The sequence below is a fragment of the Rhodococcus sovatensis genome, from assembly GCF_037327425.1.
Taxonomy (GTDB): domain Bacteria; phylum Actinomycetota; class Actinomycetes; order Mycobacteriales; family Mycobacteriaceae; genus Rhodococcoides; species Rhodococcoides sovatense.
Genome location: NZ_CP147846.1, coordinates 3,342,192 through 3,358,052 on the forward strand (window position 1 = coordinate 3,342,192; position 15,861 = coordinate 3,358,052).

Sequence of the window (15,861 nt, forward strand, 5' to 3'; positions counted from 1 at the left end):
TCGCATGGACCGCCTCTCGCGCCGGACACGAGCGCCGACGCTTGAATCCCGACACCGGAACATTGCACGGTCGCGCGGATCCGACAGGACAGACCGTTCCACTACCCACCGGTAACGTACCCGCCAGTAGCCAGCGCCGCTGCGAAGTCACGAAAAGCCAATTCCGACAACGCTACTCGCCAGTATGTCGTCAAGGGTTCCATGAGAATTCACAGCAGTTGCGAGAATCCGTCGTGAAATCCCCTGTCTTGGTTGATGTTTGAACAAGGCGATATCAGTCACACTTGACGTCGGCGTCGTTGATGTAGCAAACCGCCTGTGTGCCGCTAGAATAAGTCGACATCCGGCAAGCCCATCCGGTACCGGCACGGGCGCGACGGGGAGCAGTCGAGATCGGAGATTCGGGCGTGGTCGCTGTCGCAGTGGCGGCGAACAAGACGCGGACGACTCCTCTCAGACGAACGATGAAAAACGAATTCGGCCTCCAGACAGCCGGATATCTGATATGAACCCCGACGGGCATTCACGATGTGCTCGCCGTGGGCCCGACCGAAGTACACCCGAGACGAAGAGAGACACGTTGTTCAAGCGGATTGCAGTAGTCAACAGGGGTGAGGCGGCTGTTCGCCTGATCAGGGCTGTGAAGGAACTCAACGCCGAGTACGACTACGGCATTCGGACGGTGGCGTTGCATACCGAGGCGGAGCGGCGGGCGATGTTCGTTCGTCAGGCTGATGAGGCTGTGATGTTGGCCAAGCCGGAGGTGGGGTCGGCGTATCTCGATTACGGGGTGCTCGAGGCGGCGTTGGTGGCCTCGGGTGCGGATGCGGTGTGGGTGGGGTGGGGTTTCGTGGCGGAGGACCCGAAGTTCGCCGATATCGTGGCCCGGTTGAACATCACCTTCATCGGGCCTTCTGCTGCGGCGATGCGTCTGTTGGGGGACAAGGTGGAGGCGAAACTTCTGGCGGAGAAGGTCGGGGTGCCGGTCGCTCCGTGGTCGGGGGGCCCGGTGGAGACTCGTGCTGATGCCCGCCGCCATGCTGCGGCGATCGGGTATCCGTTGATCATCAAAGCCCGTTCCGGTGGTGGTGGCCGCGGGATTCGTAAGGTCTTCGCCGAGGACGAACTCGAACTGGCGTTGGAGCGCACTCAGGGTGAAGCCGAACGTTCCTTCGGTGACCCGGTGGTGTTCATCGAACGTTTGGTCACCGATGCCCGCCACGTCGAGGTGCAGGTCATCGCCGACACTCACGGCAATGTGTGGGCGCCGGGTGTGCGGGACTGCTCGATTCAGCGCCGCAATCAGAAGGTCATCGAAGAATCGAGCTCACCGCTGCTGACGAAGGAGCAGGCCGATCATCTGCGGGCGGTGTCGGCGGAGTTGGTGCGTGCTGCCGGGTATGCCGGTGCGGGGACGGTGGAGTACCTGTATCAGCCGGAGCAGAAGATTTTCACGTTCCTCGAAGTCAACACGCGTTTGCAGGTCGAGCATCCCATCACCGAGTTCACCACCGGTATCGATCTGGTCAAGCTGCAGATCCTCGTCGCCGACGGTGACGCCCTCGAGGGTGAGTGCCCGGCCGAGTTCGGGCATGCTGTCGAAGCCCGGTTGAACGCCGAGGACGCCGATAATGGTTTCGCACCGGCCCCGGGCAGTGTGGAACTGCTCAAGTTCCCCCTCGGTTCCGGTATCCGTGTCGATACCGGTATCGCGCAGGGTGATGTCATTCCCCCTGATTACGATTCGATGGTCGCCAAGGTCATCGCCTGGGGCCGGGACCGTAGTGAAGCGTTCGCGCGACTACGCAACGCGCTCCGCGAGACCACGGTCGTCATCGACGGCGGCACGACCACCAAGTCGTTCCTGCTCAGCCTTCTCGACAAAGAGGAGGTCATGTCTGCTTCCGCTGATACCGGGTGGCTCGATCGCACCGATGCCGGCACCCCGGCAGGTCCGACCGTGACTGCTGATGTCGCGATCATCGCTGCCGCGATCGATGCCTACGACGCCGAGGAGGCCCGTGAGCGGGCGGCGTTCTTGTCTTCGGCTCGGGGTGGTCGCCCGCGGGCCAGTCACACCATCGGACGGACGGTCGAGCTCAGTTATCAGGGTCAGGCCTACAAGCTCGGTGTCGGTCAGATCGGGCCGCACCGCTACCAGGTCGACGGGGACAGTGGGGATCTGCAGGTCGATCTCGAACGTCTCGGGCAGTACGAGAGCCGGTTGACGCTCGGGGATCGGCGTTTTTCTGTCGTCACTGTCGCTGGTGCTGCGCATTTCCTGGTCGAGGTCGATGGGATTTCGCATCAGATCAGCCAAGACGAAGCGGGGTTGGTGCGTGCTCCTGCTCCGGCTGTCGTCGTCGCGGTTCCTGTCGCTGTCGGCGATGAGGTCGAGGCCGGTCAGACGTTGGTGGTGCTCGAGTCGATGAAGATGGAGACCGCGGTCCGTTCCCCGTATGCGGGGACGGTGCGGGAGGTGTTGGCGTCGGTGAACGGGCAGGTCGATTCCGGGGCTGCACTGTTGCGGGTCGATCAGGCCGGGGAGCAGAAAGCGTCCTCGCAGACCGCGCGGGTGGAGTTTCGGACTGTGCCCAGCGTCGAGGGTGAAAGCGCGAGTTGTCGGGCGTTGGCGCGGTTGAGCGAGTTGTCGGCGTTGATCACCGGTTTCGATGTCGGTGCACCTCGGGCTCGTGTTCTGCTCGCCGACTACGAACGACTGCGCAGTGCAGTGCCGCGGGAGGACACTGCGGTGCTGGAGGCGGAGTTGGCGTTGCTGAACACTTTCGCTGATATTTGTGAACTGTCGCGTAATCGTCCGACGATGGACGAGGAGAACACCGACGAACGGGTTCATTCTCCCCGTGAGCATTTCCATTCGTTTCTGCATTCACTGGACTCGGACGTTCAAGGATTACCGGAGGCGTTCCGCAGCAAGCTTTCTCGTGTGTTGCATCACTACGATGCCGATGCCGATGCCGGTCGCAGTCCCGAGCTCGAAGAAGCGGTCTACCGGGTGTTCCTGGCGTTGCAGCGCATCGAGAATCAAGTCCCGGTCATCGCAGCGTTGCTCGATCATTGGCTCACCGACACCGCAGCGCAACCGACATCCGGGATCGGGGAGGTCCTCGAACGGTTGATCGTGGCCACCCAAGCCCGCTACCCCGTCATCGGTGACGTCGCACGCAACCTCCGATTCCGTCTCTTCGACGCCCCACAAATCCGCCGCGCACGCGATCAGGTCTACGACGGAGTCCGCGGCAGCCTGCAATACCTCACCGAAAACCCCGACGCACCCGACTACGCCGCACGCATCGACGCACTCGTCTCGACGCCGGAACCGCTGATCGACCTGCTGTCGTCGAGGATCGACAACCCGGGCGCCCTGCTCGAAGTCATCACTCGTCAGTTCTACGAAATTCGGACCCTCGAAGACATCAAGGCGTTCGATCGTGAAGGAAAGCACTTCGTCACCGGCAATTTCGAGCTCGCCGGCGAGCGTCTCCAGTTGGTCTCTACGGCAACGGCATTCGCGGACCTGTCCGCGACGATCGACGCAATCGACGACATCGCAGGCCCAGCCCCCGAGCACCTCGCGGTCGATCTGTACCTCGCGTGGCCCGACGCGCCGGACGACGGTGACGAGATCGCCGAGGTCATCCTCGCAGTACTCAGCGAGCACCCGTCCACCCGCGGGTGGCGTCGTATCACGATCACCGTGTGCGGCAACGATGTTCGACACGTGACGTTCCGGCGCACCACCTCCGAGGGGTCGGAGCCGTTGGTCGAGGATGTCGTCATCCGTGACATGCATCCGTTGACGGGGCAACGGTTGGACCTGTGGCGCCTGAAGAACTTCGACGGCACCCGACTACCCGCGACAGCGGGAACGTACCTGTTCCACCTCACCGCGAAAGACAACCCCTCCGACGAACGCCTGATGGCACTCGCCGAAATCCGCGGCGTCACCACCCAACTCGACGAACACGGCAACGTCGTGGCCGTACCGGAAATCGAACGCACCGTCGCAGCCTGCCTCGACGGCATCCGCCGCACCCAATCTCTACGCGGCCGCAAACGACTCGACGCCAACCGCGTCACCCTCTACGTCTGGCCCGTCCTCGACGTCCCCGACGACCGCCTCGCCACCATCGCCCGCCACATCGCACCCTCCACCATCGGCGCAGGCCTGGAAGAAATCACCCTGATCGCCCGCCTCAAAAACGGACCGGGCTCGGCCCCCCGCGACGTCGCGATCCGCTTCTCCTACCGCTCCGGCGCCGGCGTCGTTGCGAAGGTCACCGACAAACCCACCGAACCGCTGCGCCCACTCGACGAATACACCCAGAAGGTCCAACGATCCCAAGCCCGCGGCACCGTCTACCCCTACGAGCTGATCCCCCTGCTCACCGGCACCGATGGCTCGTTCACCGAATACGACGTCGACACATCGGGTGTCCTCTCACCGGTCGAGCGTCCGTACGGACACAACACCGCCGGCATCATCACCGGTCTCGTCACCACCCCCTCCGAGCGGTATCCCGACGGCATCACCCGCGTCGCGCTGTTCGGTGACCCCACCAAAGCCCTCGGCACCGTCGCCGAAGCCGAATGCTCCCGCATCGTCGCCGCCATCGACCTCGCCGAACAGCTCGGCGCACCCGTCGAATGGTTCGCCCTGTCCTCCGGCGCCACCATCTCGATGTCCACCGGCACCGAGAACATGGACTGGGTATCGCGCGGACTGCGCCGCATCATCACCTTCACCCAGGGTGGCGGTGAAATCAACATCATCGTCGCCGGCATCAACGTCGGCGCCCAGCCCTACTGGAACGCCGAAGCCACCATGCTCGCCCACACCAAAGGCATCCTGGTGATGACCCCCGACAGCGCCATGGTCCTGACCGGAAAACAATCCCTGGACTACTCCGGCGGCGTCTCCGCCGAAGACAACTTCGGCATCGGCGGCTACGACCGCGTCATGGGACCGAACGGACAAGCCCAATACTGGGCCCCGAACCTCCGTGCCGCAGTAGAGGTACTGTTCGCGCACTACGAGCACGCCTACACCGCTCCCGGTGAGCGCTTCCCGCGTCGGGCAGCCACCGCCGACCCGACCGACCGTGACGTCCGCAGCTACCCGCACGTGCACCCGGCGAGCGACTTCACCACCGTCGGTGACATCTTCTCGAGTGTCACGAACCCCGATCGCAAGAAGCCGTTCGACATTCGCACCGTCATGCGCGCCGTCGTCGACCAGGACCACTCGGTTCTCGAACGCTGGGCCGACATGGCCGACGCCGACACCTCCGTCGTCTTCGATGCTCACCTCGCCGGAATCCCTGTTTCCGTCATCGGTATCGAATCACGCGCCATCCCACGCAAGGGCTGGTTCCCCGCCGACGGACCGGATCAGTGGACCTCGGGCACATTGTTCCCGAGTTCGTCGAAGAAGACCGCTCGTGCAATCAATGCCGCCAGCGGCTCGCGTCCGATCGTGGTCCTGGCCAACCTGTCCGGTTTCGACGGCTCGCCCGAATCACTACGCAACATCCAACTCGAATACGGTGCCGAAATCGGCCGCGCCATCGTCAACTTCGACGGCCCCATCGTCTTCTGCGTCGTCTCCCGCTACCACGGCGGCGCATTCGTCGTCTTCTCCGGAGCACTCAACGACAACATGGAAGTCCTCGCCGTCGAAGGATCCTTCGCCTCCGTCCTCGGCGGTGCACCCGCAGCAGCAGTCGTCTTCACCCGCGACGTCAACGCCCGCACCGCAGCAGATCCGGCGGTGAAGGAACTCGAAGCCAAACTCAACGCCGCAGAGACCGACGCCGACCGCGCGCACCTACGCGTCGAACTCGCCACCAAGAAAGCAGACATCCGCAACGCCAAACTCGGCGAAGTCGCCGCCGAATTCGAAGCAATCCACAACATCCAACGAGCACAAACCGTCGGATCCGTCCACCACATCGTCCCCGCCGCCGAACTACGACCCCAACTCATCGCCGCCATCGAACGAGGAATGGCGCGCGCAGAGGCGTAAGCAGCAGGGGCATAAGCAGTAGCACCCACAGCACCCCCGGTCACCCAGTGACCGGGGGTGCTGTCGTTTCGGTACAAGCGTTTCGGTTACATGCGCAGGGTACGGCGGCTCTCGTAGCGTCGCCGCGCACCGGTGATGGGATCGTCGAACTCGACCGCCCTCGCCAGCAATTGCAGAGGATTGCTGAAGTCGTCGGCAGCCGTGCGGGTGTACACCGGATAGTACGGATCACCCAAGATCGGAATACCCAACGACGACAAGTGTATTCGCAATTGGTGCGTGCGGCCGGTGAGTGGGAACAGTCGATAGCGGGCCAAATCGCCTACCGTGTCGATCAACTCGATCCGAGTTTCGCTGTTCGGCTCGCCCGGTTCTTCGCGCGCAACCATCACTCCGTGGTCCTTTTCGATCCGGCTACGAACCACGCGTGGAAAGTCCATCGCTGGGTCGAAGCCGGCCACCGCCTCGTACTCCTTGAGAACCGAACGGGTGGAGAACAATTCCTGGTACGGCCGTCGCAACTCTTTGGTACGGGTGAAGATCAGCACGCCTGCGGTCGCGCGGTCGAGGCGGTGCGCCGGCGTCAGTTCCGGGCAGTCCAGCAGACGCCGCAACCTTACCGTCGCAGTTTCGGTGACGTGCATTCCCCGAGGGATGGTTGCGAGGAAGTGCGGTTTGTCTACGACGACGATGCCTCCGTCGTCGTAGAGGACCTCGAGTTCGAACGGCACCGGTGTCTCGGGTGCAGGCGTGCGGTAGAAGTACACGAATCGGCCAGGCGCGTAGGTGCTACCGTCATTCCACCGTCGACCCTTCTCGTCGACCACCTCTCCCCCGGCCATGGATTCCGCCCACCGGTCGTCTGGGTATTCGCGGGCCAAGAACTCGAGCACGGTCGCGGCAGACTCACCGTGTGGCAGGCGAATCCGCAAAGGGGCCAGGCCATCCCGATACCGAAGTGGGTCAGGCACAGTCCACGCACACGAGACGGAGGCCGCGCCCGGCGTCACCGTCGAAGTCCTGATAGCGCGACGTCGGATTCGCGCACACGGTGCATCGACCGATCACCGAGGTCTTGTCGGAGAAGTCGATCTTCATACGCTTGTCGAAGACGTACAGTGAGCCCTCCCACAGGGCGTCGTCGCCGTAGGTTTCGCCGTACCGCACGATGCCGCCGTCGAGTTGGTAGACCTCCTCGAAGCCTCGGGCGCGCATCAGTGAGGACAGGACCTCGCAGCGGACTCCACCAGTGCAGTACGTGACGACCGGGCTGTTCTTCAGGTGGTCGTACTGTCCCGAATCCAGCTGCGCGACGAACTCGCGGGTGGTCTCGACATCGGGAACGACAGCATTCTTGAACTTACCGATCTGCGCCTCGAACGCATTGCGTCCGTCGAAGAACACCACATCGTCTCCGCGCTCGTCGACGAGCTCGTGCACCTGCTGTGGGCTGAGGTGTACTCCCCCACCGACAACGCCTGCGTCGTCGACCTTCAATTCCTCCCGCGCCCCGAACGTGACGATCTCGGAGCGCACCTTGACGGACAGGCGCGGGAAATCGTCGCCGAGACCTTCGGACCATTTGATGTCGGCGTCTTTGAACGGGGCATAGCTGCGGGTGCCTCGCACATACTGCTTGACGTCGTCGAGATCGCCACCGACCGTGGCGTTGATCCCGTGTTCCGAGATCAGGATGCGTCCGGTCAGGTTGTTCGACGCAGCAAGTGTGTGCTGCCAGAGCCGGATGGCCTCCGGGTCCGGGAGGGGGGTGAACACGTAGAACAGCACGATTTTCGGTACAGCCATACCGCCAAGTATGCCGTGAGTGCGAAGTGACAGACGAACGAGTGACTTAAGTGCGCACCGGCAACACAGCGGCGTCCACCCTGGCGACGCCGTCGAGAACCGCGAACCCGGCGCCCCAATACACCCCGGTGAGCGGGTCTTCCTTGGCGTCGAGATACCAGTGGTCCATCTGGACACCCGAGGGTGTCACGTCGAACACGCCGAATCCGTGGCTGTCGAGATCGACGTACCGGATGTGTTTGTTCAACGTGGTCAGCGCGGCTTCCGCGACACGTCCGAGTGTGTGCGGCGGGGTCATGGTCAGATCGTCGACGTTGGCCGAGGACACCGATGTCACCACGAGCTCGGTCGCGACACCTCCGGTCTCGAAGTAGCACGCAGCATCGAGGGGAATGTCGCATGCCCATGCCGAGTGGATGTCGCCGGTGATGAATACCGCATTGCGAACATCGTTCTCGGCGATCGCGCTCAGCAGTTTTCGGCGGTCGGCTGTGTACCCGTCCCATGGATCCGCGTTGTACGGCAACCCGCCCTCGGGAATGCCGAGCAGAGCAGTCAGTGCACGCGTTGCCTCGCTCTCGAGGGGTGGCAGCAACACCGGGGTGATCATCACCGGGTTTCCGACGATCTTCCATCTGGTCGGCGAAGACACGAGGCCGTCGGTCAACCACTGCATCTGGTCCGCGCCGGTGATCGTGCGGTTCGGAGAATCGACGTCGGTGCCTTGGAACGGAAGAACCTGCTGCGTCCGATAGGTCCGCAAGTCCAACATGGACAGCTCGAGGAGGTTGCCGAACCGCAACCGGCGGTAGAGGTGCCGATTCTGCGGTGTGCCGGCCGCCCGGACGGGCATCCACTCGTAGTACGCCTGCACCGAGTTGGCCTTGCGGACCGCCCACGGCCCCTCGGTCTCGGGTTGGTGATTCTGGGCGCCGCCGTCGTACGCGTCGTTGGCGCTCTCGTGGTCGTCCCACGTGCAGATCCACGGAACCGAGAGGTGCGCCGCCTTCAGATCGGGGTCGCTCTTGTACTGTCCATGCCGAATTCGATAATCGGCGAGGCTGACGATCTCGTGCACCGGGTCATGCTGGCGAACGACTCCGTTCTTGCCCGCGAAACCCCCGGTTTCGTACTCGTAGATGTAATCGCCCAGATGAATGATCGCGTCCAGATCGCTCCGACTCGACAGGTGACGGTAGGCACCGAAATAGCCGGACTCCCAGTTCGAGCACGACACGACACCGAATCTGATGCGCTGGACGTCGGCATCGTTCGCCGGGGCAGTCCTAGTCGATCCGACGACGGACTGGATACCCGCAGCCGCCCCGTCGAGTACCTCGAAGCAGTAATAGTAGGTCGTCGCGGAGACGAGACCGTCGACGTCGATCTTCACCGTGTGGTCCACACCGGAATCGGTCGTCGTCGTCCCGCTGCGAACGAGGGCGGTCAGTTCGGGATCGGTGGCCACCCGCCACCGCACCGTCGTCGCCGGTCCGTTTCCGGAGCCCGGCGTCGCGTCCGGAGTCGGGGTGACCCGCGTCCAGAGAATCACCGCATCGGGGGTCGGATCACCGGACGCGACGCCGTGTTGAAAAGGCACGAATTCCTCGCCCTCCGCATGCGCCACCGCCGGCACCGCCGAGGCTGCTCCCGCAGCAGCGATCGCTACCGTCGACGTTCGAAGGAACCCACGTCTGGACACACCCTGTCTCACAACCACCGATCCAGTCCATGCGAACTTCGGCGCGCGGTCAAGTCGGGCTGGCCACCGGGGCCGAGAATGCACTTTCCGACCGTCAGAGGTACACGCCGACGCCGGCGATGATGTGCTCGGTCATGTTCCGCAGAGCGTCGAACTGGCCGTGATTGCCGTACTTCTGGCGGAGGGTGCCGAAATCGAAAAAATCGGCAGACTGAGCAATCTGGTTGGATTCCGGGATCCAATGCGGGATCACTGTGGGTGGGCGGGGCCGCGCTTCCCGTTCGCATGCGGGCAGCGACTCGTACTCGAACACTGCACTCTGCAGCCGCTCGATGGTGGCTCGGTGCAACGTCGAACTCGACCGATACTTCGTGATGATCACACCGAGCGGCGTCACCCCGTGCCCGGTTCGGTCGGTGAATCGCTGTACACGTCGTTGCAGTTGCGGAATGCCGTAAGTGGAGAGGACGTCGGGAATCGCTGGGACGACGTAGGCGTCGGCCATCATCAGGCCGTTGGCAGTTACGATCCCGAGGTTCGGTGCGCAGTCGAGCAGGATGAAGTCGTACGAGGACTGCAGCCCGGCCAATGCAGCCCGCAGCACCAACAGTGGTTCCAAGGATCCTGGCACCTCGTACTGCCAGGCGTTCATCTCCTCCTGGGTTTCCATCAGGTCCAGGGAAGAGGCGATGAGATCGACGCCTCGCACCGATTCGAGCGGTGACGCACCGTGCTGGACGGCCTTCTCGACGTCGAACTCAGGTAGCCCCGCATCGAGCGCGCTCGCGAACAACGAGTTCACCGTCGAGCCCTCGTCGTTGACGATTTGCCAACGCTGCTCGCCGATCATCATCGTCGTCAGGTTGGTCTGCGGGTCGAGGTCGACGAGCAACACTCGATAGCCGAACTCGGCCGACATGAACTCGGCCAGCGCCGCCGTCGTCGTCGATTTCCCGACGCCACCCTTGAGGTTGATCGTTGCGATGACAGTCGCCATGGCAGAGACCCTTTCTGCGCGTGAGTGTCGCGGCCTAGTTCAGCACAGAGCCGACGGGTTTGCTGATGTATCGATCCGAGCACTCTCGTGGGTATGAGCTCCCCGTTATGGCTGTTCGGTGACCAGCTCGGCCCGCACTTCCACTCCACGCCGGAACATCAGGACCGGGACGTGCTGCTCGTCGAGAGCGTGCGGGTTCTTCGTAGGAAGACCTTCCACCGGCAGAAACTGCACCTCGTGCTGTCCGGTATGCGTCATCTGGCGGACGAGTTGGGTGGGCGCGCGACGTACCTTCGGACCGAGACGTACCGGGAGGCACTCGAGAAGTTCGGGCGTCCGGTGGTGGTATTCGAACCGACATCGCATTCGGCCGAGAAGTTCGTGACGAGACTGTTCGACGAGGGTCTCGTCGCCGATGTCCTGCCGACTCCGATGTTCGCACTGAGCCGCGCGGATTTCGCCGAATGGGCGGGTAATCGCCACCAGTTTCGGATGGAGACCTTCTATCGTGATCAGCGCCGACGGTTCGACATCCTGATGTCGGGCGACGATCCCGTCGACGGCACATGGAACCTCGACGAGGAGAACCGAGAACCTCCGCCCAAGAAGCAAGTGACTATCGGCGTCGATCCGCCGTGGTGGCCGACCGAGGACGCGATCGACGAACAGGTCAGGGCCGACCTCGATTCGATGGGGCTGGCGACGGTGGGAACCGATGGGCCTCGCCTGTTCGCGGTCACCGCGGACGAGGCACGACGCGCGCTGGACCACTTCGTCTCCTACCGTCTGCAGGACTTCGGCACGTACGAGGACGCCGTCATGACCGAGGACTGGACGATGGCGCATTCGCTGCTGTCGGTGCCGCTGAACCTGGGCTTGCTCGAACCCGTGCATGTCGCCGAGGAGGCCGAGAAGGCATGGCGCGACGGCGATGCGTCGCTCGCCTCGGTGGAAGGCTTCGTCAGGCAGGTGCTGGGCTGGCGTGAGTACGTGTGGCACCTGTACTGGCACTTCGGTCCCGAATACCTGGACCGCAACGAACTGAACGCACATTTCCCACTGCCGAAGTGGTTCACCGACCTGGACGGCGACGAGCCCATCGCAGCATGCCTCGCGCACACGCTCGGTGAAGTGCGGGACCGCGGGTGGGTACACCACATTCCGCGCCTGATGATCCTCGGAAACTTTGCACTGCAACGTGGCTACGACCCGAAGGCCCTGACGGAATGGTTCGCGACCGCATTCGTCGACGGGTTCGCGTGGGTCATGCCCGTCAACGTCATCGGGATGAGCCAACACGCCGACGGCGGCCTGATCGCCACCAAGCCGTACGCGTCGGGCGGCGCCTATCTGAATCGGATGACCGATCATTGCGGCGGGTGCGAATACAACCCGAAGAAGCGCCTGGGGCGTGACGCGTGCCCGTTCACTGCTGGATATTGGTCGTTCGTGCACCGCCATCGAGATCGTCTGGCGCACAACCACCGAACTGCACGACAGGTGTCCTCTATGAACCGATTGTCCGATCTGGAGCAGGTGCTCGAGCAGGAGGCACAGCGCGAGGTGTTCTGACGGTCGGTGCGTGGCACAATCGTCCCGATGTCCGATCGCGAGGAGATTGCTGGTGGGGAGGTTGGACCCTCCACGCCCGAGAGCTTCCCTGAATGGTTCGTCGATCGGTTCGCCGGCTACTGGCAGTCGGGCGGCGCGTCACGCATCGAGGGCCGGATCGTCGGCTATCTTCTCGTCAACGAGTCACCCGGTGTCTCAGCGGCAGAGCTGGCCGAAGCACTCGGTACCAGCCGCGGTTCGGTGTCGAACTACATCAGGCGGCTGATTGCCCGGGGCTTCGTCAAGCAGGTACGACGCCCGAAAGACCGGATGCACTACTACGTCATGGACGCCGACGTGTGGGGCGGATTCCTCGAGAACGAGCACGCGTACCTGGAGAACCAGCGAGCGCTCGCCACTGAGGCATTGAGGTACACCGACCCGAGTGGGCCGGCGTACCTCCGGGTGCTCAACATGCGCGACTACATGGGCTGGATCATCGACAACCGCATGCTTCGCAGCGAGTGGAATCGGTTCAAGGCCGAGCGCGATGGGCCGGGAGCGGAGCCTGCGGAGTGACCTGTCAACCAGCCAGCTTCCCGACCGCCTCGTCGATCATCGGTACGTATCGCTCGAGCGCCCACGGCACGGTCAGAGGGTTGATGATCGAGGAAGCGGTGACGAATGGCTGATCGGTCGGTGCGACCACCGACCCACGCGAGATCGCCGGTATTTGGTTGTAGGCCGGCTGCGCCTCGGTGTCGCGACGGTTCTGCCCGTCCGAGTAGAAGGTGAAGATCAGATCGGAGTCGTTCAGCAGATTCGCGTTCTCGAGACCGATCACCGACGAGTCCGTTCCTTCGGTTTCGTCGAGGGTGTACACGACGGGATCGACTGTGAGCCCGAGGGCCCGAACCATCGCCACTCGCTGTTCCTCGGCGAGGAACACCCCGAGAGTGCCCGGTCCGGTGTTGTAGATGTACGAGAACGTGACGTCCTGATATTCCGGGTGGGCGGCGGTGGCGTCGGCGAACCGGTTCTTGATCTCGGCGATTTCGTCGGACGCTTTCTCGGCCTCCCCCATGGCTTTGCCGATGACGGAGATCTGCTCTTCCCATGTGATGGTCCACGGCTGCTCTGCGTAGGCAACCACGGGCGCGAAGCTGTTCAAAGCGTCGAACTGCTGCTGGGTGATGCCCGACCACGGAGCAAGAATGAGGTCGGGGTCCAGAGCGAGAATTGCTTCGACGTTCAGCTCGGTTCCACCGGCGAACTGCTCCGGTAGCTCTGCGCCCACGTCGTTGACGGCGTCGTTCACCCACGGCAGGTAGCCCGAATCATCGCTGCCCCAGGGGTATTCCTCCATGCCCACCGGGACGGTTCCAAGTGCGATGGCCGTTTCCGCGGAACCCATCCCGAGGGTCACGATGCGCTCGGGCTTGGAGGTGACGACAGCCTGGCCGAGCGCCGAATCGATCGTCACGGCCTCGAAGTCTGCGCCGGTGTCGGATCGGGCGGTGTCGGTCGACGAACTGCATCCGCCGATCACCAGGACTGCGGCCAGCACACCGGACAACACCGCTGTGCGTCGACGAGAAACGAGATGCATCGAGAGCCTTTCGATATATAAATCCGACAAAGAATAGGCTTACCTTATCTGAAATTTCAATTGTCATGAAACTTCGAGTCGCCCCGCCGGAGCTTTTGTCCACACCGGCCATGGGTACGGTGGAACTCATGAGCCTCCCCCGCCCGGCCTACGATCGAACCGCCGTGGTGACCGGCGCATCGTCGGGAATCGGCGAAGCAATTGCACGCGAGCTCGCCGCCCGGGGCCACGGCGTGACACTCGTGGCGCGTCGGGCCGACAAATTGACCGCCTTGGCCGAGGAACTTGCCGCTCGCGGAGTGCGCGCCGAGGTTCTGCCCGCGGACTTGTCGGTCAGGGCGGATCGAGCGAACCTCCTCTCTCGCGTCGAGGCCCTCGGACTGACGCCGGACATCCTCGTCAACAATGCGGGCCTGTCGACGCTCGGGCCCGTTGCGGAATCGGATCCGGACGCCGAACTGAACATGATCGAGGTGGACGTCGCGTCGGTTGCAGACCTGTGCAGCAGATTTCTGCCGGGGATGACCACCCGCCGCACAGGTGCTGTGCTCAACGTCGCCTCCACCGCTGCGTTCCAACCGCTGCCGGGCCAGGCGGGCTACGGGGCATGCAAAGCGTTCGTGCTGGCGTACACGCAAAGTCTCGTCGGCGAGCTGAAAGGCTCGGGCGTGACCGCGACTGCACTGTGCCCGGGCCCCGTGAACACCGGATTCGGCGAAGCCGCTGGGTTCGCGAAGGACGACGCCGAGGCCGCACTACCGAAGGTCATGTGGGTCACCGCGGAGGTGGTCGCGAAGACCGCTGTCGACGGTATGGCCAAGGGACAGATGGTCGCGATTCCCGGCTTGGCCAATCGCATCGGGTCCATTTTCGCCGCGGTGACTCCGCGAACCCTGCTGGTGCCCGCACTCGCTCGTATTCACCCGGGACTTCGAAAGGAGTCTCGTTCGTGAACCGCGAATTCTCGGTATCCGACAGCGTCGTCGTGAACGCCGACGCATCGGTGCTGTACGACGCCATCAGCGATCCGACCAAGATGGGCTCGTGGAGTCCGGAAAACCTGGGCGCGGTCGTGTTGGACCCTCGCGGCGGCGCGTACGTCGGAATGACGTTCGACGGCCACAACAAACGAGGCAGGGTACGGTGGATCACCAGATCGACTGTCACGGTGGCAGATCCAAGCAAGGCATTCGAGTTTCGGGTCTACGCCATCGGTGCGAAGTCGCCGAGATTCAAGGGCGCCAACGCGACGTGGCGCTACGACTTCGAACCGGTACCCGGCGGCACCAAGGTGACCGAAACCTGGACAGATGATCGCCGAAAGTGGCCTGATGCACTGACTTTCGTGTTCGACAAGATCGTCACGAGCGGCCGGACATTCCCGCAGTTCCAGCGCCGCAACATCGCGAAGACGCTCGCGAACCTACAGAAGCACTACGCCTGAGCTCGTCGAACATAGCCGTCGACCAGAAAGCCGATCCCCTGCATGTACACCTCCTTTGTCGTGCCTTTCGGCTGCTGATTCGACGCAGCCACGAGATGCGGGAAGTTCTCGCTGCCTAGGTCGTTGACGCGCTGAGCCAACGGCGACAGGTCGTCCTCGCGTCGGGGTTCGGTGGCCGCAAGATTGAGGATTGCACCGAGCGTGTAATTCCACAGAGCTCGGTACAAAACCATTCCCTCGGCCGGAGACAAGCCGAGTTCTGCTGCAGCGCCCAATATTCGATCGACGAGCCACAACGCACCAGCTCCCCCGCGATTGCCCGTCCGCAGCACATCGGCGATCCAGCGGTCTGCGACGAGCACATCGAAGACGTCGCCGATGAGCTTCTCCACTCGAGTTCGTGGATCCTCGGGCAAGTCGGTGGACGGGAATGTCGCGGAGACCTCGTCCAGTACGAGCGCCAGAAGATGCTCCCGATCCCCGACATGCCGGTAGAGCGCCATCGGCGACACTCCGATCTCCGATGCCAGCGCCCGCATGCTGAAACCATCGATACCGTCCGCTTCGAGTTGGGCCCTCGCGGCCGCGACTATCGTCGCGCGGTCGACTGTCGGCGGCCTTCCGCGACGGGGCGTTCGAGTGCTCACTCGTGCAGTCAACCATGCGTCGTCGGCATTGCACCTCGGGCTTGAGTAAGGTAAACCTT

General features: G+C 63.3%; 11 protein-coding genes. 5 read left to right on the forward strand and 6 right to left on the reverse strand.

The window, feature by feature from the left end:
• Positions 1 to 580: 580 nt before the first annotated feature.
• The gene (locus WDS16_RS15415; RefSeq protein ID WP_338886115.1) at positions 581 to 6,046 is read left to right on the forward strand and encodes a carboxyl transferase domain-containing protein; all 5,466 of its coding nucleotides are present in this window, start codon (positions 581 to 583) and stop codon (positions 6,044 to 6,046) included.
• An 86-nt stretch (positions 6,047 to 6,132) separates the two neighbouring features.
• Here the strand turns inward: WDS16_RS15415 and WDS16_RS15420 are convergent, their stop codons facing one another.
• The 4 genes from WDS16_RS15420 to WDS16_RS15435 all read right to left on the reverse strand — a co-directional run bounded on the left by WDS16_RS15420 (position 6,133) and on the right by WDS16_RS15435 (position 10,551).
• Positions 6,133 to 6,939, reverse strand: coding sequence for a pseudouridine synthase (locus WDS16_RS15420; RefSeq protein ID WP_422395674.1), 807 nt, complete (start codon positions 6,937 to 6,939; stop codon positions 6,133 to 6,135).
• Positions 6,940 to 7,009: 70 nt separating this feature from the next.
• Complete coding sequence (locus tag WDS16_RS15425) at positions 7,010 to 7,852, reverse strand: rhodanese-related sulfurtransferase (protein ID WP_338886117.1); 843 nt, start codon at positions 7,850 to 7,852, stop codon at positions 7,010 to 7,012.
• 46 nt (positions 7,853 to 7,898) lie between these two features.
• Positions 7,899 to 9,572 (reverse strand): alkaline phosphatase D family protein, encoded by a 1,674-nt coding sequence (locus WDS16_RS15430; RefSeq protein ID WP_338886118.1) that lies wholly within the window; start codon positions 9,570 to 9,572, stop codon positions 7,899 to 7,901.
• Positions 9,573 to 9,648: 76 nt separating this feature from the next.
• A complete protein-coding gene (locus WDS16_RS15435; protein WP_338886119.1) occupies positions 9,649 to 10,551 on the reverse strand; it encodes a ParA family protein in 903 nt (300 codons plus the stop codon).
• Between the two features lie 93 nt (positions 10,552 to 10,644).
• Between WDS16_RS15435 and WDS16_RS15440 the strand changes: the two genes are divergently transcribed.
• Together WDS16_RS15440 and WDS16_RS15445 are read left to right on the forward strand one after the other, a co-directional pair.
• Positions 10,645 to 12,123: a cryptochrome/photolyase family protein gene (locus tag WDS16_RS15440; RefSeq protein WP_338886120.1), complete on the forward strand. Its 1,479-nt coding sequence runs from the start codon at positions 10,645 to 10,647 to the stop codon at positions 12,121 to 12,123.
• Between the two features lie 27 nt (positions 12,124 to 12,150).
• Positions 12,151 to 12,681, forward strand: a complete 531-nt coding sequence (locus tag WDS16_RS15445; RefSeq protein WP_338886121.1) for a GbsR/MarR family transcriptional regulator — start codon at positions 12,151 to 12,153, stop codon at positions 12,679 to 12,681.
• A gap of 4 nt (positions 12,682 to 12,685) precedes the next feature.
• Here the strand turns inward: WDS16_RS15445 and WDS16_RS15450 are convergent, their stop codons facing one another.
• On the reverse strand, positions 12,686 to 13,711 hold the full coding sequence (locus WDS16_RS15450; RefSeq protein WP_338886122.1) for an iron-siderophore ABC transporter substrate-binding protein: 1,026 nt from the start codon (positions 13,709 to 13,711) through the stop codon (positions 12,686 to 12,688).
• Positions 13,712 to 13,839: 128 nt separating this feature from the next.
• Between WDS16_RS15450 and WDS16_RS15455 the strand changes: the two genes are divergently transcribed.
• Positions 13,840 to 14,664 (forward strand): SDR family oxidoreductase, encoded by an 825-nt coding sequence (locus tag WDS16_RS15455; protein WP_338886123.1) that lies wholly within the window; start codon positions 13,840 to 13,842, stop codon positions 14,662 to 14,664.
• Positions 14,661 to 15,155, forward strand: a complete 495-nt coding sequence (locus WDS16_RS15460) for an SRPBCC family protein (RefSeq protein WP_338886124.1) — start codon at positions 14,661 to 14,663, stop codon at positions 15,153 to 15,155. Before WDS16_RS15455 ends, WDS16_RS15460 begins: the two co-directional genes overlap by 4 nt.
• Here WDS16_RS15460 and WDS16_RS15465 read toward each other — a convergent pair.
• Complete coding sequence (locus WDS16_RS15465; protein ID WP_338886125.1) at positions 15,146 to 15,802, reverse strand: TetR/AcrR family transcriptional regulator; 657 nt, start codon at positions 15,800 to 15,802, stop codon at positions 15,146 to 15,148. The genes WDS16_RS15460 and WDS16_RS15465 overlap by 10 nt on opposite strands.
• Between the last annotated feature and the right edge of the window lie 59 nt (positions 15,803 to 15,861).

What these genes read in the sequence shown, in the direction of transcription:
- WDS16_RS15425 (WP_338886117.1), bottom strand. Translation starts at nt 7,852, where the DNA reads ATGGCTGTACCGAAAATCGTGCTGTTCTACGTGTTCACCCCCCTCCCG.
- WDS16_RS15435 (WP_338886119.1), bottom strand. Translation starts at nt 10,551, where the DNA reads ATGGCGACTGTCATCGCAACGATCAACCTCAAGGGTGGCGTCGGGAAA.
- WDS16_RS15440 (WP_338886120.1), top strand. Translation starts at nt 10,645, where the DNA reads ATGAGCTCCCCGTTATGGCTGTTCGGTGACCAGCTCGGCCCGCACTTC.
- WDS16_RS15445 (WP_338886121.1), top strand. Translation starts at nt 12,151, where the DNA reads ATGTCCGATCGCGAGGAGATTGCTGGTGGGGAGGTTGGACCCTCCACG.
- WDS16_RS15450 (WP_338886122.1), bottom strand. Translation starts at nt 13,711, where the DNA reads ATGCATCTCGTTTCTCGTCGACGCACAGCGGTGTTGTCCGGTGTGCTG.
- WDS16_RS15455 (WP_338886123.1), top strand. Translation starts at nt 13,840, where the DNA reads ATGAGCCTCCCCCGCCCGGCCTACGATCGAACCGCCGTGGTGACCGGC.